This window comes from Pseudomyxococcus flavus (assembly GCF_050038885.1).
Lineage (GTDB): Bacteria > Myxococcota > Myxococcia > Myxococcales > Myxococcaceae > Myxococcus > Myxococcus flavus.
Window position 1 is genome coordinate 6,555,170 of record NZ_CP143624.1, and the last position, 21,955, is coordinate 6,577,124.

Annotated in this window: 16 protein-coding genes; 9 read left to right on the forward strand and 7 right to left on the reverse strand. The window is 69.0% G+C overall.

Going from position 1 to position 21,955, the window contains the following annotated elements:
- Positions 1 to 92: 92 nt before the first annotated feature.
- On the reverse strand, positions 93 to 602 hold the full coding sequence (cglC, locus tag VZL07_RS27605) for an adventurous gliding motility lipoprotein CglC (protein WP_426757384.1): 510 nt from the start codon (positions 600 to 602) through the stop codon (positions 93 to 95).
- Between the two features lie 276 nt (positions 603 to 878).
- Here cglC and VZL07_RS27610 point away from each other — a divergent pair, with 276 nt between their 5' ends.
- The 7 genes from VZL07_RS27610 to pcnB all read left to right on the forward strand — a co-directional run bounded on the left by VZL07_RS27610 (position 879) and on the right by pcnB (position 10,137).
- Positions 879 to 1,706 (forward strand): outer membrane beta-barrel domain-containing protein, encoded by an 828-nt coding sequence (locus tag VZL07_RS27610; RefSeq protein ID WP_426750773.1) that lies wholly within the window; start codon positions 879 to 881, stop codon positions 1,704 to 1,706.
- Positions 1,703 to 2,473: an outer membrane beta-barrel domain-containing protein gene (locus VZL07_RS27615; protein ID WP_426750774.1), complete on the forward strand. Its 771-nt coding sequence runs from the start codon at positions 1,703 to 1,705 to the stop codon at positions 2,471 to 2,473. The genes VZL07_RS27610 and VZL07_RS27615 overlap by 4 nt, the downstream gene beginning before the upstream one ends.
- Positions 2,470 to 4,515, forward strand: coding sequence for an adventurous gliding motility protein GltC (gltC, locus tag VZL07_RS27620; RefSeq protein ID WP_426750775.1), 2,046 nt, complete (start codon positions 2,470 to 2,472; stop codon positions 4,513 to 4,515). The genes VZL07_RS27615 and gltC overlap by 4 nt, the downstream gene beginning before the upstream one ends.
- 91 nt (positions 4,516 to 4,606) lie before the next feature.
- Complete coding sequence (locus VZL07_RS27625; RefSeq protein ID WP_426750776.1) at positions 4,607 to 5,893, forward strand: MFS transporter; 1,287 nt, start codon at positions 4,607 to 4,609, stop codon at positions 5,891 to 5,893.
- A 10-nt stretch (positions 5,894 to 5,903) separates the two neighbouring features.
- Positions 5,904 to 6,941: a phosphate acyltransferase PlsX gene (plsX, locus tag VZL07_RS27630; protein ID WP_426750777.1), complete on the forward strand. Its 1,038-nt coding sequence runs from the start codon at positions 5,904 to 5,906 to the stop codon at positions 6,939 to 6,941.
- The gene (locus VZL07_RS27635; RefSeq protein ID WP_426750779.1) at positions 6,938 to 7,978 is read left to right on the forward strand and encodes a phosphatase domain-containing protein; all 1,041 of its coding nucleotides are present in this window, start codon (positions 6,938 to 6,940) and stop codon (positions 7,976 to 7,978) included. The genes plsX and VZL07_RS27635 overlap by 4 nt, the downstream gene beginning before the upstream one ends.
- Positions 7,979 to 8,430: 452 nt before the next feature.
- Positions 8,431 to 10,137: a polynucleotide adenylyltransferase PcnB gene (gene pcnB, locus VZL07_RS27640; RefSeq protein ID WP_426750780.1), complete on the forward strand. Its 1,707-nt coding sequence runs from the start codon at positions 8,431 to 8,433 to the stop codon at positions 10,135 to 10,137.
- Between the two features lie 78 nt (positions 10,138 to 10,215).
- Here pcnB and VZL07_RS27645 read toward each other — a convergent pair whose 3' ends face one another.
- Positions 10,216 to 11,424 (reverse strand): DNA polymerase IV, encoded by a 1,209-nt coding sequence (locus tag VZL07_RS27645; RefSeq protein ID WP_426750781.1) that lies wholly within the window; start codon positions 11,422 to 11,424, stop codon positions 10,216 to 10,218.
- 48 nt (positions 11,425 to 11,472) lie between these two features.
- Here VZL07_RS27645 and VZL07_RS27650 point away from each other — a divergent pair, with 48 nt between their 5' ends.
- A complete protein-coding gene (locus VZL07_RS27650) occupies positions 11,473 to 11,886 on the forward strand; it encodes a secondary thiamine-phosphate synthase enzyme YjbQ (RefSeq protein WP_426750782.1) in 414 nt (137 codons plus the stop codon).
- Between the two features lie 9 nt (positions 11,887 to 11,895).
- Here VZL07_RS27650 and VZL07_RS27655 read toward each other — a convergent pair whose 3' ends face one another.
- Positions 11,896 to 12,846: an RluA family pseudouridine synthase gene (locus VZL07_RS27655; protein ID WP_426750783.1), complete on the reverse strand. Its 951-nt coding sequence runs from the start codon at positions 12,844 to 12,846 to the stop codon at positions 11,896 to 11,898.
- Positions 12,843 to 13,985: a serine/threonine-protein kinase gene (locus tag VZL07_RS27660; RefSeq protein ID WP_426750784.1), complete on the reverse strand. Its 1,143-nt coding sequence runs from the start codon at positions 13,983 to 13,985 to the stop codon at positions 12,843 to 12,845. The genes VZL07_RS27655 and VZL07_RS27660 overlap by 4 nt, the downstream gene beginning before the upstream one ends.
- Before the next feature lie 128 nt (positions 13,986 to 14,113).
- Here VZL07_RS27660 and VZL07_RS27665 point away from each other — a divergent pair, with 128 nt between their 5' ends.
- Entirely contained in the window at positions 14,114 to 16,246 is a 2,133-nt protein-coding gene (locus tag VZL07_RS27665) for a protein kinase domain-containing protein (protein ID WP_426750785.1), read from the forward strand.
- 51 nt (positions 16,247 to 16,297) lie between these two features.
- On the opposite strand, the gene VZL07_RS27670 is transcribed toward VZL07_RS27665, so the two are convergent.
- From VZL07_RS27670 to VZL07_RS27680, 3 genes are all read right to left on the reverse strand, one after another.
- The gene (locus VZL07_RS27670; protein ID WP_426750786.1) at positions 16,298 to 18,436 is read right to left on the reverse strand and encodes a MopE-related protein; all 2,139 of its coding nucleotides are present in this window, start codon (positions 18,434 to 18,436) and stop codon (positions 16,298 to 16,300) included.
- Positions 18,433 to 19,311 carry a tetratricopeptide repeat protein gene (locus tag VZL07_RS27675; RefSeq protein ID WP_426750788.1) on the reverse strand — a complete coding sequence of 293 codons (879 nt, stop codon included), beginning with the start codon at positions 19,309 to 19,311 and terminating at the stop codon, positions 18,433 to 18,435. The genes VZL07_RS27670 and VZL07_RS27675 overlap by 4 nt, the downstream gene beginning before the upstream one ends.
- A 124-nt stretch (positions 19,312 to 19,435) precedes the next feature.
- Positions 19,436 to 21,925 carry a hypothetical protein gene (locus tag VZL07_RS27680; RefSeq protein ID WP_426750789.1) on the reverse strand — a complete coding sequence of 830 codons (2,490 nt, stop codon included), beginning with the start codon at positions 21,923 to 21,925 and terminating at the stop codon, positions 19,436 to 19,438.
- Between the last annotated feature and the right edge of the window lie 30 nt (positions 21,926 to 21,955).

The window sequence follows — 21,955 nt, forward strand, 5'->3', positions numbered from 1 at the left end:
ACAGGGCTCCTTGCGGAAACGGCGCGGGCCCTGCCTTTACGAACGACTCGCGCGGAAAGGTCTACCTCTCCGCGCGAAAAGTGTCGGGTGGCCTAACGCGGGATGAGCGCGCCGGCGCAGAAGAAGGGCGAGTTGTTCTCGCCGAACGTCCGCCGGTAGAAGTCCTCGTCCGCGGAGCGGAGCGCCTCGAGCGTGTCCTGATCCAGCAGCAGCGAGCGGCACGACATCCGGCCGGGCAGGTCGGGGTTGACGTCGTCGGTGTCCGTCACGTCACACGACGACGCGCCCTCGACGCAGGGCTTGCTGCAGTAACCCATGGCCGGAGCGTCCTCGTCCACCGAGCCGTCTTCCTTCCGTGCGCGGGGGTAGTCCTGATCCCGCACGCAGATCAGGTCTTCGCAGTTCACGGATCCGAAGGAGATGAAGTCCTGCCGGTCCGCGATCTCTCTCTCGAGGATGTCCACGGCCTTATCGCTACCGGCCGCCAGCTCCTCGGGGGTGGCCTTGCGCACCAACCTGCAGGGCTTGCCAATCTCGCTGGCCACCTCACAGCCACCCAGCAGCAGCGCGGCGGACATCATGAGGGCGGTTCGCACGAACATCTTCATGGGACCTCTGACCTCTACAAAGGGGGGGATGGGGCACGGGACCTCGGGCCCGCGAGCCCGGGAAGGGTAGCACAGCCCCCTGGAACACCAACGTCCCCGTACGGCGGCACGTCGGGTGGAATTGTGAAGGAATACCGGAGGGATACGTTGTCGCGCGGCGTGTTCGGAGCGGTTGATGGTTGGGAATACGACCGATAGGATGTGCAAGCCGAGAGTCGCGCTGAACCCCCGGTGGCAGTTACGCCCCCCTCCCTCACGGAGCCTCCGGATTTGAACCGCCCCAAGTTGCTGCTCGCCCTGTGTCTGGTGCCCGCGCTGGCATCTGCCCAGAGCCAGGAAGGCATGGGACTCGACCTCACCGAGGAGTCCCAGGCCGAGTCATCTCAGGATGCAGAATCACCCGCGCCTCCTCCGGTAGAGGAGGCCAGTCCGGCCGCGGCGTCCCGCCCCGCGGACGAGCCATTGGAAGCGGAACCGTTGTTGCCGCTGACGGACATCACCCAGGAGGACCGGGTGAAGAGCGTCCAGCGGAAGGTGTACCTCAAGAAGGGCCGCTTCGAGCTGGCGCCCCTGGTGAGCATCTCGGTCAACGACCCCTTCTATTCGAAGGTGGGGTTGTCGGTCCGGGGCGCGTACTACCTGGCGGACACGCTGGCCATCTCCGCCCGGGCCTCGCTGATGCAGGTGGTGCCGTCGGATGACGTGCGCACCGCGAAGCGGACCTTCAACAGCCAGATCTACTACTCCGTGCCGCAGTGGTCCGCGATGGGCGACGTGGAGTGGAGCCCGCTCTACGGCAAGGTGGCGTTCCTCAACTCCATCCTCCACTTCGACGGCTACCTGCTCGCGGGTGCCGGCGTGGTGCGGACGGAGACCTCGGCGCTGCCGGGCCGGGGGCTCAACCCGGCCGCCGACCTGGGCCTGGGCATGCGCTTCGTCGCGCAGGACTACCTGGCCGTCAACGTGGCTCTCATCAACACCTCTTATGTGGATCAGCCCCTGGGTAGCAGCAAGGGCGCCATCCAGAACGTCATGACGCTCAACGCAGGCATCTCGCTGTTCCTGCCGTTCAAGTCGACGGGGAGGGACTCGGAATGAGGCACCTCTTCCGTGTGCTCCTCGCCCTGTGCCTCACCGCGCCAGCGCTGGGCTTCGCCCAGACCTCCGAAGAGGTGGAGGCCGGCGACGTCTCCGAGGTCGACAAGGACCGGCTCGGGCCCCTGCGCGAGCGCGTCCGGCCCGTCTCTGGCCACGTGTTCCTCAAGAAGGGCCGCTTCGAGTTCAGCCCGTCCGCCACGCTGTCGCTGCGCGACGCGTTCTACAGCAAGTACATCTTCGGCGGCACGCTGACGTACCACCCCATGGAGACGCTGGGCATCAGCCTGCGCGCGGGCTACGCCATCAACACGGTGGCCGGCGCGGCGCAGAAGTGCACGTTCTCCGACGGGGGCGACGGCTCCACGCGCGGCTGCGTGCCTCCCACGCTCGACGAGCTGGACGGAAACGCGCCCGGGCAGATCAAGCTGCTGGGCGGCGCGGACGTCCAGTGGGCGCCCATCTACGGCAAGCTGTCGCTGCTGGCCGAGACGTTCGTCCACTTCGACCTGTACGGCGTCGCGGGTGCCTCCGTGGTGCAGTACCGCGGCCCCAGCGAGACGCCGGATGGCGAGGCGAAGAACTACCTGACGCCGGGCGCCAACCTGGGCGTGGGCGCGCGCTTCTTCCTCAACCGGTGGATCACCCTGCGCACGGAGCTGCGTGACCTCATCTACGTGGAGAAGGGCACCGAGGTCTCCGGCAACTACCTGCGCAACCAGCTCCTGTTCGAGCTGGGTGTCTCCTTCTTCTTCGGGTCCGAGTCATGATGCGCTCCTTCCGGCTCATCCGCGTCGCCGTCATCGGGCTGTCGCTCGCGTGGACGGCCCCCACCTTCGCGCAGAACTTCGAGGGCCTGGACCTGTCCGGCCAGTCCAAGAAGAAGAAGCGCACCACCGCCAAGAAGAAGCGGCCCACCCGCAAGGCCCGCACCCAGAAGGCGAAGCCCGCGCCCGCGCCCGTCGTCGAGGAGGACGCCGCGGACGACACCGAGGCCGCTGCCGCCAGCGAGGCGCCCGCGTCGACGGTGCCCGTTGCGGCTCCGGCCACGCCTGCTCCCGAGACGCCGGCGCCCGCGCCCGCGCCCACCCCGGCCGCGCCTCCGGCGAGCACCGGCAGCATGGGCATGGGGCTGGACCTGACGCAGGAGGCCCCCAAGCCGGCCGCGCCCACCATGTCCTTCGACGCGGTGGACGTCTCCGGCAAGACGGCGGACCGCCAGCGCCTGGACGTGGCCGTCAGCCTCTTCAAGAACAACGAGTACGAGAAGGCCTCCATGGCGGCGCACGAGCTGCTGGGAGACCCGAAGCTGGCGGGCCTGCACACCGAGGCGCGCTACGTGCTGGCCAAGTCGCTCTACCGCATGGGCATGTACCACTCGTCCCTGGGGGAGTTCTCCAAGATCCTCTCCCTGGGGCCGTCCACCAAGTTCTTCAAGACGAGCCTGGAGTGGCTCTTCTTCATCAGCCGCAAGACGAAGAACGAGACGGTCATCCTCGACGAGATTGCCCGGCACGCGAACCAGGAGTTCCCCGAGAAGTACCGCAACGAGTTCCGCTACCTGCTGGCGCGCTACCACTTCGTGCGTGGCCGCGCGCTGGACCAGGTGGGGCAGCCGGAGGAGGCGGACAAGAGCTTCGCGGAAGTGAAGCGCCTGGCGCTCACCATCCCCCGCACGGATCCGTTCTTCCCCCGCGCCAAGTACCTGGAGGGCCTGGCCTTCTTCCGCAACGGCAGCCGTCAGAAGGACGCGGCGGCCAAGCGCGCCAACGGGGAGATGCTGGCGGCGGTGGAGGCGATGAAGGAGGTGGTCCGCCTCACCCGTCCGGTGGCGGGCAAGTCCCCCGAGCAGGCGAAGATGGACAAGTCGCTGCGTGAGCTGGCCTTCATGCAGCTGGCCCGCACGCACTACGGCATGCAGCAGAACCGCTTCGCGCTCTTCTATCTGAGCAAGGTGGAGCGCGGGAACACGCAGTGGCTGGAGTCGCTCTTCGAGTCCGCGTGGGCCAACTACCGCGTGGGCCAGTACGAGCAGGCGCTGGGCAACCTCATCACGCTGTCGTCGCCCTTCTTCCGCGAGGAGTACTTCCCCGAGGCGCTCATCCTGAAGGCGGTCATCTATTACGAGAACTGCCGCTACCGGGAGTCCAACATCATCCTCCAGGACTTCGAGCGCACCTACCTGCCGGTGCATGACCAGCTCGAGACGCTGGTGAAGCAGAACATGGACGCCGGCGAGTACTACAAGGTGCTGGCCGACGTGCAGAAGAAGAACAAGGAGGGCCTGGAGAAGAACGAGACGGACTTCATCCTGGAGCGCATCCTCCGCCTGGCCCTGACGGACCAGGACCTGCGCAAGACGAACGACTCCATCCTCGAGCTCGAGGGGGAGATGGACGCCTTCGGGAACAAGGCGGACACCTTCAAGTACTCGGAGCTGAGCAAGTCCCTGCTGGACGGGCTCAAGGTGCAGCGCACGGCGCTCATCTCCAAGGCCGGCATCATGGCCAAGGGCAAGCTGGAGACGGAGCTGGTGGCGCTCAAGCAGCTGCTGGCCAACGGCCTGCGCATCAAGTTCGAGACGACCACCAAGGAGAAGGAGTTCCTCGAGGAGCAGCTCAAGGCGGGCGGCCGCACGGCCATCGTCAAGAAGTACAAGTACTCCGTCGCCGTGCCGGACGACCATCTCTACTGGCCGTACGAAGGCGAGTACTGGCGTGACGAGCTGGGCACCTACCAGTACACGATGACCAAGGGCTGCATCGAACGCGACACCGCGAACCGGACCATCCAGTCCGCCGAGGCGATGTAACGCCCTCGGGTCCAGGTCTTCTCCCCATTCCAGCCGCCGGGGCGCTATCTTCGCGCCCCGGCGGTTTTCTTTTTCAGCAAAGGGGCCTCAGGTGGTGCGGCGGGCGGCGTCACTCCGTGTCGTCTTCGGAATCGTGGCGCTGGACCTCATCGGGTTCGGCATCCTGATTCCCCAGCTGGGCGTGTACGGCGTGCGGTTCGGCGCCTCGCCCTTCACGGTGGGGCTCCTCATCTCCATCTACTCGCTGATGCAGCTGGTGTCGGCCCCGGTGCTGGGGCGGCTCAGCGACCGGTACGGGCGCCGGCCGGTGCTGCTGATGAGCCAGGTGGGCTCGCTGCTGGCCTATCTACTGTTCGCCTTCGCGCAGTCGCTGCCGCTGCTCTTCCTGGCGCGTGTCATCGACGGCATCTCTGGTGGCAACATCTCCACCGCACAGGCGGTGGTGGCGGACATCACCTCGCCGAAGGACAGGGCGCGGGGCATGGGCGTGATTGGCGCGGCCTTCGGGCTGGGCTTCGTGCTGGGACCGGCGCTGGGCGGCTTCCTGGGCGCCTGGGGCGGCAACCTCGCCATCGGTCTGTTCGCGGCGGGCCTGGTGGCCCTCAACCTGACGAACACCTACTTCTTCCTGCCGGAGACGCGGGTGGAGGGGCGGCCCGGCGAGGGCCATGCGCGGACGCTCCAGGGCGCCTCGCTGGCCCTGAACCTGCCGGTGGTGGGCCGCTGCCTGGTGCTGATGCTGGTGTTCACCACCGCCTTCGCCCAGATGGAGGGCACCTTCTCCGTCTACCTGCTGACACGCTTCCTGTCGTCCGGCCCGGTGCCGCTCCAGGAAGGCGGCCTGTTCCTCCGGGCGGCGGTGACGGACCTGGACGTGCTGCGCGAGGCCAGCTTGCGCTCGGGCTGGCTCTTCGCGGCGGTGGGCGTCATGTCCGCGCTGGTGCAGGGCGGGCTGGTGCGCCGGCTGACGGGCGGGCCCGGGAGCAGGCCGGGGCGCGAGGCCATGGTGGCCACGGCGGGTTTCGGGCTGACGGCGGCGGGGCTGGGCCTGTTGCCGGTGGCGCCGGACTACGGGTGGCTGTTCCCGGTGATGGGACTCCTGGCGGTGGGGTCGGCCCTGGTGACGCCATGTCTGTCCGCTCTGGTATCCCTGCATGCTCCGCCGGAGCGGCTGGGGGCGGTGCTGGGGGCGTACCAGGCCTTCGGCTCACTGGGGCGGATTCTGGGGCCGGCGCTCGGCGGGTGGCTCTTCGCCCGGCTGGGGCCGGAGGCGCCGTACGGGACGGCGGCGGCAATGGTGGCGTTGTCAGGGCTGTTGGGGCTGTCCCTGGTGACGCAGGCGAGAATGGCAGGCGCGGGGGCCGAGCAAAGGTCCTAAGATGGAGGACATGGTGGGGACGCAGCCGCAGCCAGTGACGATTGCTTTCGATGTCATGGGGACGGACCACGGCCCGGCGGAGGTGGTCCGGGGAGCGGCGATGCTGTCGCTCGAGTCCCCCCACATCCACACGCTCCTGGTGGGGGACCGCGCCCTCATCGACGACGCGCTGGCGGAGACGAAGCACAACGGCGAGCGCATCTCCGTGCAGCACGCGGCGGACTTCATCGGCATGGACGAGAAGCCGGGCGAGGCGCTGGCTCGCAAGCCGAACGCCTCCGTGGCGGTGGCCGCGCGGCTGGTGGCGGAGGGCGAGGCGCAGGCCCTGGTGTCCGCCGGCAACACGGGCGCGGGCGTGCTGGCGTGCGCCCGGCACTTCCAGCTCATCCCCGGGGTGCGGCGGGCGGCGCTGGCCACGGTGTACCCGACGCGCTCGGTGCGCGGCGCCAAGGGGGACCCGTTCTCGCTCATCCTCGACGTGGGCGCCACGGTGGAGGCCACCGCGGACGACCTGGTGACGTTCGCGGTGATGGGCTCCGCCTACGCGCGCATCATCTCCCGGAACGAGCGCCCCAAGGTCGCGCTCCTGTCCAACGGCATCGAGCCGCAGAAGGGCCCGCCCCGCGTGGTGGAGGCCCACGCGCGGCTGTCGGAGATGAAGGACATCCACTTCATCGGCAACGTGGAGGGCATCGACATTCCGAAGGGCACCGCGGACGTCATCGTCACCGATGGCTTCGTGGGCAACGTCTGCCTGAAGATGCTGGAAGGCGTCCACGACACGGTGGTGGAGCTGGCCCAGTACGCCTACAAGGAGAGCCTCCGCTGGCGCGCCGGGCTGGCGATGCTGTCCAGCGGCATCCAGCGCATCAAGGACATCACGGATTGGAACCAGTACGGCGGGGCGCCCATCCTCGGGTTCGATAAAATCTTCATCAAGGCGCACGGGCGTTCGAAGTCACGGGCCATCGCCAACGCGGGCAAGGTCGCGGCGAAGGTGGTGTCGAACAACCTGGGCGCCGCCATCCGGGAAGGCCTGACGAAGTGAGCCTGCCGGACCGCATCGACCCGCGTCCGCCCCGGCGCATCTACCGCTGGGACCTGGACAAGACGTACCTCCAGACGGAGTTCGACTCGCTCCGTGACCTGGTGCGGACGGCGTTCCAGAAGGCACACCAGAAGGTGGCCGTGCCGGGCGCCAGCGCGCTCATCCGCGAGCTGTCGGAGAACGGGGACTCGCGGCTGTGCATCGTCTCCGGCAGTCCGAAGCAGATGCGGGCCGTGCTGGAGGAGAAGCTCAAGCTGGATGGCGTCCGGTGGGACGAGTTCGTCCTCAAGGACAACGTGGGCAACCTGCTGCGCGGCCGCTTCCGCGCCCTGCGCGGGCAGGTGGGCTACAAGCTGCCGGCCATCCTGGAGAGCCGGGTGCACGCGCCGGTGGAGGCGGAGGAGGTCCTCTTCGGTGACGACGCGGAGGCGGACGCGTTCATCTATTCGCTCTTCGCGGACCTGGTGGCCGGCCGCGTGGACGAGCGGGTGCTGTCGCAGGTGCTGGAGGCGGGTGGGGTGTACCCGGACGACGCGGAGCGCGTGCGCGAGGCGTGGAAGAAGATTCCAGTGGGAGACCCCGTGCGCCGCATCTTCATCCACCTGGACCGGCTGACGCCGCCGGCGCACTTCACGCCGTATGGCCCGCGCGTGGTGCCCATCTTCAACTACTTCCAGGCGGCGCTGGTGCTGCTGGCGGATGGCCACCTGACGGCGCATCAGGTGCTGAAGATCGCCGTGGAGATGGTCCAGACGGCGGGCCACAACATCATCACCCTGTCCAACTCGTTCCAGGACCTGTTGCGGCGCGGGCTTCCACTCCAGCAGGCGGCGGTGGCGCTGTCCCAGGCGCTGGAGGGGCCCAACAAGCTGCTCGCGGCGATGCGGCCCATGCCGGACATCCTGTCCGCCTTCAGCAAGCGCCTGGCCGCGCTGGGCACGCCGCCACCTCCGCCGCCGGTGCAGGCGGTGGACTACGTGTCCCTCATCCACCACGCACTGCCGCGAAACCACAAGGCCCGGTCCAAGCCGGGGTAGGGTGGGCCGGCCGCCTGCCCTGCGTGGGGCCCGGCACTCCCCGCACCGCCCGGTCCCAGAACGTTTCGCGCGGCTGCCGTGTTGATACAGGACAAAGTGCCCCGTCACGTCTTCCTGAAGGAATCCCCGCGAGCCGTCCCCCGCCTGGCGACCTCCGCTGCGCAAGCGCGTGGCGCAGCCCCCGGGGCGGAGCAGGACGGCGGGCAGGTCCACCCGCTGCCCGGCGACATCCGACAACAATGTCGTCACTCGCTACTCCCTACCCGGAGGATGCGGTATAGACGGCTGGCCTTCAAGCGCTCCGAGAGGGGCGTCACTGGCTGATGACACGAGATTCGACTGAGACGCCGCCTGCCGGCGGTCTGCTGCCACCTGCGCCCGAGAATGACGCGCGCGAGGTTGCCTCTCCCGAGGCGGCAGGGACTTCCGAGCGCGGCGAACAAGAGGTACCCATGAACTCCCAACTGGAGCTGTCGGCGCCCTCTGACGAGGACAGCGCCTCCAAGCCCCTGGCCGCCGACGTGCAGGCCCCCGAAGAAACCCCCACCACGACTGCAGCGCCCGCCCCCTCCGAGCCGCCGGCCCCCGCGCACGCGGACGCCGAGCTCGAGGACGACGAAGACGACGACGAGGCCGATGCCGCCGACGACGGCCTGGACGACACCGTCCTGGGCGCCGAGGAGGCGCTCGCCGCCGCCGAGGCCGAGGATGCCGCGGAGGCGCGCGAGGAGGAGCTCGAGGAGGCTCCCACCGTCCTCGAGCCCGAGCCGGAGCCCACGCTCGCGGAGCGCGCGCTGCATGCGCCTCACGTCCGGCCCACGGGCGAGCCGGCGGAGATCGACCCGGACGAGCTGGACCCGGACGCGCTCAAGGTGGTGCTGCGCCTGCATCAGCATGGCCATCAGGCGTACCTGGTGGGCGGCTGCGTGCGCGACCTGCTGCTGGGGCGCAAGCCGAAGGACTTCGATGTCGCGACCAGCGCGACGCCCAACGAGGTGCGCGGCATCTTCCGCAACTGCCGGCTCATCGGCCGGCGCTTCCGGCTGGCGCACGTCTACTTCAAGGGCGGGAAGATCATCGAGGTCTCCACCTTCCGCGCGAACCCGACGGAGCTGGAGTCCCATGCGGGTGGGGGGGAGGACGACGGGGACGGTGAGGACCTGCTCATCACCCACGACAACGTCTTCGGCACGGCGCAGGAGGACGCGCGTCGTCGCGACTTCACCATCAACGGCCTGTTCTACGACGTGAGCGAGGGACGGGTCATCGACTACGTCCGTGGTCGCCGCGACCTGGACGAGCGCTTCATCCGCACCATCGGCGACCCGGAAGTGCGCATGCGCGAGGACCCGGTGCGCATCCTCCGCGCCGTGCGCTTCGCGGCCAAGCTGGGCCTGGACATCGAGTCGCGCACGTACGCGGCCATGGAGGGCGCGGTGGAGGACCTGCCGCGCTGCGCCCCCGCGCGCCTGCTGGAGGAGACGTTCCGCCTCATCCGCGGTGGCGTGTCCGCTCCGGCGCTCAAGCTGCTGGACGCGCTGGACGCGCTGAAAATCCTGCTGCCGCCCGTCAACGCCTACCTGAAGCAGCACGGCAAGGAAGGGGAGAAGACCTTCTATGCCTTCGCCGAGGCGCTGGACCGGCGCGTGTCCGCGGGGGAGCCCCTGGACGACGCCATCCTCCTGGCGATGTTGCTCATCCCCATCAGCCGCTCGACGGGGCCGGAGGAATCCCAGGAGGGAGGCCGCCCGTCCGTGTCGCAGGTGGTGGAGGACCTGCTCGCGGGCTTCGTGCAGTCCGCGCGGCTGCCGCGCCGCATCGCGGAGCGCTGCCGCATGCTGCTGCTGGCCCAGCGCACGCTGACGGGCGAGCGCCGCCGTCGCAGCGCCGCGTTCAAGCGTCACCCGCTCTTCAACGAGGCCCTCACCGTGTTCGAGATGACGGTGGAGGCGACGGGCGAGAATCGCGAGCAGCTGGAGGCCTGGAAGGCCGGTGAGGTGCCGCAGCCTCGCGCCGCCGCCGCGGACGGTGAGGCGGGCGAGGCCGGTGGCCAGCGCAAGCGTCGCCGTCGCCGCCGCCGTCGTCGCCCCTCCGCGAACGGGGCTTCCGGCGAGAGCGCCGACGCCTCCGAGCCGAGCTCCGACGCGGGAGACGCCTGAGCCGCATCGCGACCCGGGGCCCCGGCGCGAGCGCGGGTGCCGCCCATCCGGAGGAGGGGGCACCCGTAGCGCCATGCCTCAGGGCTTCGGCCCGCTCTTGTCCACGGGGCGCTCGGAGCGGTGGTCGGCGCTGTCGCTGGCCTCGCTGCCCGCGATGTCCGCGGTGGTGATGGCCTTGCTGCCGAACCGCTCGGCAATCTTGTCCAGGGCCGCGTTCAGCTTCGCCGTGCGCGGCGCGGCGGCGGGGAACAGGCCCAGCTGCGGCGGCTCCTCGTCCAACTGCACGCTGACCCCCGTGAGCCGCAGCGGCTTGCCCTGGTGCGCCTTCTCCAGCAGCTCCAGCGCGGCGCGGTAGAGCGTCTGCCCGTCATCCGTGGCCTCTCGCAGGGTGGTGCGCCGGGTGATGAGCGTGAAGTCCGCGAACTTCAGCTTGAGCTGCACCACGCGCCCCTTCAGCGCCGCGCGCCGCAGCCGCCGGGCCACGCGCAGGGCCTGGGCATGCACGTGCGGCTTGAGCGCCTCCAGCCCCGAGAGGTCCTCCTCGAACGTGTCCTCGGCGCCCACGCTCTTGGCGGCGCGGTCCGGCACCACCTCGCGCGGGTCGATGCCCTGAGACAGCTCCCACAGGTGCCGCCCGCTGGTGCCCAGCCGGCTCTCCAGCCAGTCCAGGTCCCTGGCGGCAACGTCCCCAATCGTCTTCAGCCCGGCGAGCTTGAGCGCCTCCTCCGTCTTCGGCCCCACGCCCCACAGGCGCGATACCGGCAGGCCGGCGAGGAAGGCCACCGTCTCCTCCGCGCGCACCTCCCGCTGTCCGTTGGGCTTGGCGAGGTCCGAGGCAATCTTCGCCACGAACTTCACCGTGGCCACGCCCGCGGAGGAGGGCAGCTCCAGCTCCTCGGCAATCTCCTTGCGGATGCGCCGGGCGATGTCCGCGGGCGTCCCGAAGAGGCCCACCGACGCCGTCACGTCGAGGAAGGCCTCGTCCAGCGACAGCGGCTCGATGAGCGGCGTGTAGCGCTCGAAGATGCCGAACACCTGCTCGCTGGCCTCGGCATACGCGGAGAAGCGAGGCTTCACCACGATGGCATGGGGCGCGGCCTTGGTGGCCCGGGCCATGGGCATGGCGCTGCGCACGCCGAAGGGGCGGACCTCATACGAAGCGGCGACCACCACGCCCCGCTGGGCATGCCCGCCCACGATGAGCGGCTTGCCCCGCAGGGCCGGGTTGTCCCGCTGCTCCACGGACGCATAGAAGGCATCCATGTCCACGTGGATGATGGCTCGCATGTTGTGAGTCATTGTAATGGGGCCCCCTGACGCCCGGTGGAGACCGACATGAAGAGCCTGACGGAGTACCTCTGGTTCGAGACGCGGCAGCGGCGCGAGCTGGTCCGCCTCACCGACACGGTGGCCTCACTGGTCCGCAAGAGTGGCATCCAGGAGGGAATGGTCCTCGTCTCCGCCATGCACATCACCGCGGGCGTCTTCGTCAATGACGACGAGCCCGGTCTCCATGAGGACATTTGGGAGTGGCTCCAGCACCTGGCGCCCTTCGGCCCCGACTACCGGCACCACCGCACGGGCGAGGACAACGGCGACGCCCACCTCAAGTCCATGCTCGTCCACCACCAGGTCATCATCCCCGTCACGGCCGGCAAGCTCGACCTGGGGCCCTGGCAGCAGGTGTTCTACGCCGAGTTCGACGGCCAGCGCCGCAAGCGCGTCATCGTGAAGGTGATGGGCGAGTAGCACCGGCCTTCAGTCCCGGTGCTCGCCTCGCGGCAGTGGCAGCCCGCGGCGCTCCAGCTCCGCGCGCAGCTCCGGGGGGAGGGGACTGCTGACCGTCATCGGCCGCCGCGTCACCGGATGTGTCAGGCCCAGGGAGCGGGCGTGCAGGAAGAAGCGCCCCAGCTCGGGCGCCTCGCGACCGCCGTAGAGGCTGTCTCCGACGATGGGGGCCCCCACGCCCGCCAGGTGCGCGCGCACCTGGTGCAGGACGCCCGTGAGGATGCGCACCTCCACCACGCTGAACTCGCCCGAGCGCGACAGCACGGTGAACTTCGACACCGCCTCGCGGGCGTCCTCGGCGCCGTAGGGCGCGGGCTCCACCCGGTCCGGGTGCCGGGGGTGGTGCCGCAGCGGGACGTCGATGTCGCCCTCGTCCGCCAGCGGCCCCGTCACCAGGGCCAGGTAGCGCTTGTCCACGGCCCGCGTGCCGAAGGCCTCGCGCACCGCGTTCCATGCCGCGCGCGTCCTCGCGGCCACGAGCACCCCGGAGGTCTCCACGTCCAGCCGGTGGCACAGGCCGCCTTCGCGCGCGTCGACGGACGCCTGGGCGCATTCGGGGTAGCGGGCCACCAGCGCGTTGGCCACCGTGCCCGTCTCTCCGGACTGCAGCGGGTGCGAGGGCCGGCCCGCGGGCTTGTCCACGAACACGAGCGCGTCGTCCGCGTGCAGCACGGTGAGCGGGAAGTCCGCGTCGGGCACGGCCTCGCGCGATTCTTCCTCGACCTCGACGGCGACGTGCTGCCCGGCGGTGAGCGTCAGGCCCTTCTTCGCCGGGCGGCCGTTCACCTTCACCGCGCCCGCCTCGAAGAGGCGCTTGAGGCGCGCGCGGGACAGGCCCAGCGCGTCACCGATGAACAGGTCCACCCGCTGGCCCGCCTTGTCGGCGTCCACGGTGAGGGTGTGCAGCTTGGAGGGATTCACTCGGACAGGGCCTCGTAGACTTCCTCGGCCGTCTGGAACCGGTCGTCCGGCTCCTTGCGGATGAGGCGGTGGGCGACGCGCGCGAGCTGCGGGTCCCCATGAAGGTTCAGCGACAGCACGGGGAGCGGCTCGGTCTCCAGCACCTGCCGCCAGAGCTCGTGCGGCGTCTTCGCGTCGAAGGGGGGCCGCCCGCTGAGCAGCTCATAGAGGATGACCCCCAGGCTGTACAGGTCGGAGCGACCATCCAGGGGCTCCCCCAGAATCTGCTCGGGCGCCATGTAGCGGTAGGTGCCCACCAGCTTGCCGGCCTCGGTGATGGCCGCGTCGTCCGCGAGGAACTTGGCGAGCCCGAAGTCCATCAACCGCACCTGCCGGTCGTCGTCCACCATGATGTTGGACGGCTTCAGGTCGCGGTGTACCAGCCCGTGCCCGTGGATGTAGGCCAGCGCCTCGCAAATCTGGAGCATGGCGTCCTTGAGCCGCCCCAGGCGCTCGGGCCGGTTGAGGTCCTCCTCGCGGAGGAGGCGGCCAGGCTCCGCTGCGGGCTTCGACGCGGGCGGAGCGGGAGGCATCAGGTCGAAGCCGTCCATCGAGTCGTCCGAGCCCATGCCGGCGTTCAGGCCTCCGCCACCGACGAAGCTCTCCAGGTCCTCGCTGGGCGCCTCCTCCGCGAAGGCCTCCAGGCCGAAGGTGCCTTCGTGCGGGCTGTCATCCGAGTCGTCCATCGAGTCCGACAGGGGCTGCCTGGAGAGACCGAAGTCGTCGTCCGCGGTGCGCACCACGGACAGCGGGCTGCGCGGGGTATGTCCGCCCGGCGGAGAGATCCGGTCGTCGCTGCTCAGGTCGAGGTAGTGGCGAAGCGTGAGGCCCTCGATGAGCTCCATGGCCAGATAGGGCACGCCCTGATGGACCCCGGACTCGAACACCTTCACCACGTTGGGGTGCGACAGGTCCACCAGCGTGTCGAACTCACGCGCGAGCCTGCGCGCGGCACGCGCGTCCCGTGCGGGGCCGGCCGAAAGCAGCTTCAGCGCGACCTCGTCGGTGGTGCGGCGGTCCAGGGCCCGATACACGGTTCCTGCCCCGCCACTGCCAAGCGTCTCCAGAACGCGGTAGGGACCAATGAACTTCGGGGGCATGGGGTGGCGAAATCCTACGGACCACGTCATGTCAGGGTCAACGTTGGGAACGCCTGATTGCTCGGAGTCCGGCAGAAGCGGCGACGGGTGGTTTTACTTTTCCGACAAACCTGGGAGAACCCGAGTCAATGCGAATCGGGAAGTACCAGCTGGTGCGAAAGCTTGCGTCCGGCGGCATGGCCGAGGTCTTCCTGGCGAAGGCCGCGGGGCCGCATGGCTTCGAGAAGACGCTCGTGCTGAAGCGAATCCTTCCGCACCTCGCGGAGGACCCGGCGTTCGTGGACATGTTCCTGGGTGAGGCGCGGCTGGCGGCGCAGCTCGAGCACCCGAACATCGTGCAGATTTTCGACTTCGGTGAGGCCGAGGGCAGCTTCTTCCTGGCGATGGAGTTCATCGACGGGCCGAACCTGCGCAAGCTGGTGAAGCAGGCGGCGGCGGAGGCGCTGCCACCTGCCTTCTGCGCGAAGGTGGTGGCGTCCGCGGCCGAGGGCCTCGCGTATGCGCACGAGTTCCGCGACATGGAGACGGGCGAGCCCCTGGGACTGATTCACCGGGACGTGAGTCCGGACAACATCCTGGTGTCGCGGCAGGGCGCGGTGAAGGTGGTGGACTTCGGCATCGCGAAGGTGGCGGGGCAGGGGCACCGGACGCTGACGGGCGTGGTGAAGGGCAAGGTGGCGTACATGCCACCCGAGCAGCTCCAGGCGAAGGACCTGGACCGGCGGGTGGATGTCTACGCGCTCGGGGTGGTGCTGTACGAGCTGCTCTCGGGGAGGCGGCCGTTCGACGCGACGACGGACGTGAGCGTGATGCAGGCCATCCTGTTCGAGCCGTTCATCCCGGTGGCGCAGCGGCGGCCGGACGTGCCGGTGGCGCTGCAGCAGGTGCTCGACAATGCGCTGGCGAAGGACCGGGAGCAGCGCTACCCGGACTGCCGCGCGCTCCAGGACGACCTGGAGCGCTTCGTGCTGTCCACCGGGGAGCCGGTGGGCGCATATCAGATTGCGCAGCGCATCGCGCAGTGGGTGCCGGAGGTGGCGGCGCCCGCGATGACGCCGTCACAGGGGGCCGGTCGGAGCTCCGTGGCGCCGCCATCGAAGGCGGAGGTCCGGTCTCCGCCTCCGTCCATGGAGTCGCCCGTGGACTCGACGTCACCGACGACGCCGATGCCTCGGGCGCTGCCGGCGCCGGACGCTTCGGCTTCATTGGATTCGACGTCGCCGACGACGCCAATGCCCATGGTCGTCGCTGGCGTGGTGCGGGGGCTGGAAGCGCAGGGGCCGCATGAGCGTGACACCCTTCAGTCGTATCCGGTGGTCGTGAAGAGTCCCGCGCTCCGGCCGGGTGCGCAGCCGCGAGTGGCTCGCGGTGCGGCCCGGGAGCGCCTGCCTTCGCGGGCGAGCGAGCTGCGAGCGGCCGCCGGGCACCGGACTCCGCGCATGTCGGGGACGGAGCGCGACGAGGAGGCCGTGGCCATGGCGGTGGCCGCGGCGGTTGTTCAGGAGGAGACCGCGTCGGCTGCTGCCCCTGTGGGCGATGCGGACGACGCCGTGCACACCCGGAGCACGGAGTATCTCGCGACGCCAAAGGCCAAGACGCCCAGCAGTCTCGCGGCCGCGGTGGTTGGAGGGCTCGTCGTCCTGGCCGTCGGTGGCGGCGTTGCCTTGATGCGTGGCGGGGAGGGGGAGGCCACGCCGGTTCGCGTGGACCCTCCTCCGTTGGCGCTGGCTCCGTCGGAGCCTCGCAGCCAGCCCAAGGAGTCCAAGGTGGCTGCTGCGACCGTTGATTCGCCCGCAGACGGCAGTCCTAGTCCTGACGCGGTGCAGAGGCCCGCTCTCACGCAGTCGGTTCCCGTGACGAAAGCGCCCCCGGATGAGCGTCCTGCCGGGGACGTGCAGCCGGTGAGTCTGAACAATCCTCCTGCTGAGGAGGCGGACGTGGCTCCCGTGGCGGCGAAGGCGGCGCTGGCGAAGCCTCCCGCGGCCAAGGCCGCGACCCCGTCTCGCGTTCGGGCGAGCACCCCTGCCCGCCGGGCAACGACTGTTGCGAAGGGGAGCCTGGAGTTTCGTGTCCGTCCCTACGCCGTGGTGTCTCTCGACGGCAAGGTGCTGGGGCAGACCCCCTTCGCGGCCGTGGAGGTTCCCGAGGGACGCCACACCGTTCGGCTCGTCAACAAGGAACTGGGCAAGGACGTGACCCGGACCATCGACGTGAAGGCGGGGCAGTCCAACGTGTTCAAGTTGAACCTCGAGGTGGAGTGAGCCGCGAGGCCACCAAGGCCCTCTGATGCCGGGCCCTGGTGGTGATGCCGCCTATTGCGGCCAGTGGAGAAGCTGTCCGTTATCGCCCGCGACCCAGAGGTCCGCGGGACTGGTGCCCGCGATGTCGTAGAAGCGGTAGCTCGGGCTGTCAAAGATGATCTGCCACTGGTGTCCGTCGTATCGGTAGATGCGACCGCTCTCCGCGGTGATGTAGACGGCTTTGGCGCCAAAGGCGATGACTGAGGTGAGTGATTCGAGGTGCGTGTTGGGGAAGGAGACCATCCTGCTCCAAGCGCTTCCGTTCCATTGGATCACCGTGTTCGAACCGCTCGCCGCTTCGCCTACGGCAAAGGCGACCTTGTCGTTCGCCACCCAGACTCCCCGGAGACGTCCCAGTCCTGGAATGGAGTCTTGGATGCCCAGGGACTGCCACTGACTGCTGCTGGCGTTGAAGCGATAGAGGCGGGGCCGGGTACTTCCGGTTTCATAACCGCCGACCGCGAACAGCGTGGACCGGGATCGCCCGTGGACGTCGTACAGCGGTGCGACGTCCTCGGGGCCGAAGGTCAGCGCGCCTGAGCCGCTTCCGCCATTCCAGATGAACGTCAATCCTTGGTTGATCGAGCCCGAGTCCGATGTGACGCCATGAATCTCCAGAGTGCCTTCGTGGCGGAAGCCTATGAGCCCCTGCACCGACCGACCCATGTCGTGCGCCTGCGTGCAGGCATTCTCATTCCTGTCGAGGAATACGAGCCTGCCTCCGGATGAACCGATGTAGCCGCGGCCGTTGTTCTCCATGTCGGCCCAGACCGCATTCCAATTGGTGTTGCTTGCGCCGCAACCGAAGGCGCTGGTGTCGAATGTGGTCGTACCCGGGATGAGCACTGCATTGTTGCCGCCGCTGCCCACGGCCATCACATCGCCGGGCGTCTGGGTGAAGATGGAGCGCCACTGCTGTTCCGGCATTCCCACGGTTCGCGTCACGAATCTGGGGTTGCCCTGTGGGCACACCTCGATGCCGTCAATGCTCCCATCGCAGTTGTTGTCAAAGCCGTCGCACAGCTCCGTCGCTCCCGGGTAGATGAACGGGTTGCCGTCGTTGCAGTCGTCGCCCAGGTTCACGTACCCCGTTCCAGGTGGGCCGCAGGACGGAGTGGCCGGGCCGCTGCCCACGCCGTCGCCGTCCTCGTCCACGTACCAGTCGCTGGGGGACACCGTGACTTCGCACCTCGTGGTGATGCCCGACGGGTCGCAGACGTGGATGCCGGGGCACTTGGCGGCCACTTCGCAAGCGTCACCCAACTGGGGGAACGTCTCGTCGATGTTCCCGTCGCAGTTGTCATCCACGCCGTTGCAGAGCTCCTGTGCCCCGGGCCGGATGCTGGCGTTGGTGTCGTCGCAGTCGTCCGCGGGCCCCGGGACGTAGCCCGGCTCGATGCCCGTGCAGAAGGCGCGGGGAGTGGCGTTCATGTCGCCTCGGCCGTCCTGATCCCGGTCGGGGTAGGCAAATACGGCATCGGGTGCGTTGCAGATGACGTCACTGTCTGGTCCGCACGCGCGGACCCCCGGGCAGTTCTCGCCAACGGTGCAGCTCTGCCCCAGGCGAAGCTCCACCTCGTCCGAGATGCCGTCGCAGTTGTCATCGACGTCGTTGCAACGCTCTTCCGCGCCCGGGCGGACGGCGGCATTGGTGTCGTCGCAGTCCGTGCCACCGCTGAGCACGTCGACGTAGCCGTCGCCGTCCGTGTCCCGAGCCTGGAGCGACAACGTCACTGGGACTGGCGCGTCTGGCGTGAGCGTGACGAGGGACGCGCTGCTCACCACGAATGCGCCTTGTTCGCAGCGCTGCTCATACGCGCGAGCTTCCACCTGGACGGAGGCTCCCCAGCTCGTGGGCGGCAGCACCGCAATGGCCAGCGAGCCACCGGTGCGCGCTCCCTTGCCCTCGATGGGGGAGGAGAGCTCCCTCCCGCTGCCCTCGTCCCGGACGGTCACGAGCACACAGCCCGGGAGGAAGCCCGAGTACTCGACGGTTGCTTTGATGGCCCGGCAAGTCGCCTTGTCACCCAGCACCGCATCCGCCTCTCCTCCTGTGAGGTTCTCGATGTCGCACGGGTGCAGTTCGTCGAGGCTGGGCACCGTGCAAGCGGTGAACGCGAGCAGCAGACACGCGGACATGAGCCGATTCATGGCGTACCTCGCTCGCTCGCGTCCTCGTCACCCAGGAACCAGGTGATGACCGCGCCTGCCGCCGCCGTGGCGGCGATGCCGAACAGGATGTTCGCTCCGAGCGCCTGGCCTTGCGCCGAATCCAGATGGCGTGACTTCTCGGTGACGTAGATGGCGTCGCGCGCGCTCTGGATGCTGCTCCGGGAACGCAGCCCGAAGTAGCTCCCCAGCCCGCCGGCCAGGACCCCTGCTCCAAGCAGCGCCATGGGGAGCGGCCGGACGCGGAACCCGGCCTTTTCATCGACCCTCGACGCGTCCGGTAGGCCCGCAAGGTGAGCGGGCTCCGACGACGGGGTCGACGTCGGTGTGACGGTTGCGTGCTGCTCGGGAGTCAGAAGGGGCCGGTCCCCGGCACCGGAGCCCATGGACTGGTTCGCTTCGGGAGCAAGGATGGCCAGGGATTCACTCTGGACCTTGCTGCGCACCGATTCGAAGTCCCGCTCGACCTTGGGAGAGACCTTGACAGGGAGGCGGGCGTCGGGGCGCAATGACAAGGCGTTGTGAAAGGCCTTGAGGGACTGCGGCCGCTTGCCCAGGTCCGCGAGGATGATGCCTTCGTAGACCGACGCTTCCGCACGTTCGTCCCCTGTGCTGGCCAGTGCCTTGGCCTTGCCGATGGCGATCAGCGCCTGCTCGTACTCGAGCTCTTCGTAGAGCTGAGCGGCGGCGTTCAGCCTCGAGCGGAACGCGGAGCCGTGCTCACGGGCCGTTACCGTCCGTGCCGCCGGCTGCTGCCCGAGCGCCAGGCCTGGCAACAGGAGCGTGCAGCTCAACAACCACCCACGGATGGGTGATCCCTTGAGAAGTGGGTTTCCCATGACAGGCGAGAGTACCATGTGTGCTCGCCTGTCATGGGAACGTGCCAGGAATTGCCGCGGTGGGCTGAAAGCCTATCCTGGCGCCGCCTGGTGGCTCCGGGACGCGGCTTGCACTTGCGGGCAAGCCGCGTCCGTCAGGGCATCAAGGCGTGGTGGCACGCTTTCGGAGGTGCGCAATGCCTACGCTGGGAATCAGGCTCTCGCCGCGGCCCGCCTCGGCGATGTTGCCGCCCAACCAGATTCCGTCCGGAGTCAGCGCGATGGCGTCCGCGGTGAGGGCGTTGATGCCGCCGCCAATGGGCAGGAACCGCTCGCCGTTGAAGACATACGCATGGGTGGGGCCTCCATCGGCGGGCGCGATGGTCCCCACTGCAACGACGGTGTTGCCGACCGCCACGAGCTTCCGGAAGCTGTGGACTCCACCCTGTTCCTCGCCCAGGGGCGGAGGCATCCCGTTGGCGGGCGTCGCCAGCTCGACCCAGGCGGTGCCATTCCAATGTCCGAGCATGAGGCGGTCCGCGACGGGCACTCCCCCCGGACCCATTTCATGGTTGGTGCTCGCGTAGATGCCCGCCGGTCCATACGTGGCGGTGATGACCGAGGTGCTCAGGCCATCCCCCAGGGCCTCGAAGGCCGTGCCGTTCCAGTGGGCAATGCGGCGTGCCGGAAGCTCGCCCACGTGGGTGAACTCGCCCGCGACGACGAACGCGGGATGGTCGGGGTCCTCGTTCTCGGGTCGAATGGACAGCGCATACACGGGACCGTCGATGCCGTCCGCCACCAGGTCGAACTGCTCTCCCGTCCAGCGGACCACGCGTGAGTAAGCCTCCACGCTGGTGGACAGCCACGGGCGGCCGAGCGAGTCCAGGGTCATGTTGGAGACGAACCCGTGCGCGCTCAAATCGCCGAGCGACTCCCAGGCATCCCCGGTCCAGGTGAGCACATGCGATTGGAGGGCATCCCAGTCGACGCAGGCGACATAGACGTCGCCCTGGGCATTCACCGCCAGGTCCAGGCACTCCATGGCCGGCAGCTCGCCCAGGGGCTTCCAACCCGCGTCGCTGAACTGCAGCACCGTGTGGGGCACGCGCTGGCCTCCCGCATGGGAGATGGCGCCCATCGCGTGCACCGTGCACTGGGCTCCACCCACGGCCAACCGGGTCGCACCGCCGGTCAGCCCGAATCCGGGCTCGGCGCCCTCGGCCCGCCACTGGCCGGCCTCATACGAGACGAGGCTCTGGGACGCGGCGTCGTCCGTGCTGGGGCGGGTGCCCGCGACGTAGATGCGCTCGCCGTCGAGCAGGAAGCGCTGGACGGGGACTTCCCACAGCGGGAAGGCGGTGGGCCCCTCGTCGCCACAGAAGAACGGTGCGTACCAGACGGTCCGGTTAGGGGTCTCGGATTGGGGCCACTGCTCCCAGCCCGTGTCGGGGGACCATAGCGCGAGGGCGTTGGCCTGGAGAGCCAGCGGATTCCCGTAGCCCTGCCCGTTGACGTAGTTGAAGCAGCCGCCGACGTGGAGCTTGCCCGCGTTGAACACCAGGTCCGTCACGACGCCTGGGTAGAACCCGGTGCTGACGCCGCCGTTGAGCATCTCCCAGCGGACGCCATTCCAACGAGCGATGGAGCCCACGCCGTCCACGTTGAAGTCGTAGGCGAACGTGCCTCCCGCATAGAGCGTTCCGTCGTCGCCGAGCGTGAGCGCGAAGACGCCGTTGCCAGGCAGGGGGAGGTTGTACGCCGTCCACGCGCTTCCATTCCACCGGGCGACCTTGTTGCTGGAGATGCCACCCACCCGGGAGAAGGCGCCGCCCACCCAGACATTGTCACCGTCCACGAGCAGCTCGTAGACGGGCGCATCGGCAGGACCTCCGGGGGGGAGCTTCCACGCCTGACCATCCCAGATGGCGAGGCCAATGGCGCCGTTCTCCGCGAGCTGGAACTGGCCCGCGACCCAGAGCTCGCCCCGGACGTAGGCCATGGTGCGAACCAGGCCCGTGAAGCTGCCGATGACGCGAACGCCTTCGGGCGACAACTCCCAGACCTCGCCGCTGCGCTCGCCGAACGTGTCGTTGGTCGCCACGGCCAGCGTGCTGTCGTCCTTCGCCGCGACGGCGGAGAAGCCCGCTCCGCCAGGAATCTCCTGCGTCCAGGTCCTGGGCTCGGATTGCCATTTCCCATCGTGGCGCCGGATGAGCGGAGTCGTGGCCTGCGCGCCGAGCCAGCGGAAATACCCCGTGGCGATGATGTCGCCCGACGGCGTTTTCGCCACGTCATATATGTGCGGAACATGACCATCCATGCCGGAGACGCCCGCGATGGAGAAGCGAGGGTCCCACTCGCCGTTCTCGAGGATGTCCGTCACAGATGGCTCGCAGGAGGCCCCCGCGTCCGGCGTTCCTGAGTCCGGCACGCCGCCATCATCGGTGCCCGCATCGGGCTCATTGCCGCCTGCATCGGGCTCATTGCCGCCTGCGTCGGGCACGCCACTGTCTTCGGTGCCCGCATCCACTTCGGTGCCCGCGTCCGGTACTGGCTCCGGCGGGTCATCACTACAAGCGGTGAAGACGAGTCCTACGACGAGGAATGCTGCGATGCGACGGGTCCAGGTGTCTATCAGGGGTGTGCGCATAGGGGGCTCACCCGGCTGCAATCGATGGAC

Bases quoted from the DNA above. Each gene is read 5' to 3' on its own strand.
- cglC (WP_426757384.1), bottom strand. From the start codon at position 602: ATGTTCGTGCGAACCGCCCTCATGATGTCCGCCGCGCTGCTGCTGGGT.
- plsX (WP_426750777.1), top strand. From the start codon at position 5,904: ATGGTGGGGACGCAGCCGCAGCCAGTGACGATTGCTTTCGATGTCATG.
- gltC (WP_426750775.1), top strand. From the start codon at position 2,470: ATGATGCGCTCCTTCCGGCTCATCCGCGTCGCCGTCATCGGGCTGTCG.
- VZL07_RS27615 (WP_426750774.1), top strand. From the start codon at position 1,703: ATGAGGCACCTCTTCCGTGTGCTCCTCGCCCTGTGCCTCACCGCGCCA.
- VZL07_RS27660 (WP_426750784.1), bottom strand. From the start codon at position 13,985: ATGCCCCCGAAGTTCATTGGTCCCTACCGCGTTCTGGAGACGCTTGGC.
- VZL07_RS27670 (WP_426750786.1), bottom strand. From the start codon at position 18,436: ATGAATCGGCTCATGTCCGCGTGTCTGCTGCTCGCGTTCACCGCTTGC.
- VZL07_RS27645 (WP_426750781.1), bottom strand. From the start codon at position 11,424: ATGCGAGCCATCATCCACGTGGACATGGATGCCTTCTATGCGTCCGTG.
- VZL07_RS27665 (WP_426750785.1), top strand. From the start codon at position 14,114: ATGCGAATCGGGAAGTACCAGCTGGTGCGAAAGCTTGCGTCCGGCGGC.
- VZL07_RS27680 (WP_426750789.1), bottom strand. From the start codon at position 21,925: ATGCGCACACCCCTGATAGACACCTGGACCCGTCGCATCGCAGCATTC.
- VZL07_RS27675 (WP_426750788.1), bottom strand. From the start codon at position 19,311: ATGGTACTCTCGCCTGTCATGGGAAACCCACTTCTCAAGGGATCACCC.
- VZL07_RS27650 (WP_426750782.1), top strand. From the start codon at position 11,473: ATGAAGAGCCTGACGGAGTACCTCTGGTTCGAGACGCGGCAGCGGCGC.
- pcnB (WP_426750780.1), top strand. From the start codon at position 8,431: ATGAACTCCCAACTGGAGCTGTCGGCGCCCTCTGACGAGGACAGCGCC.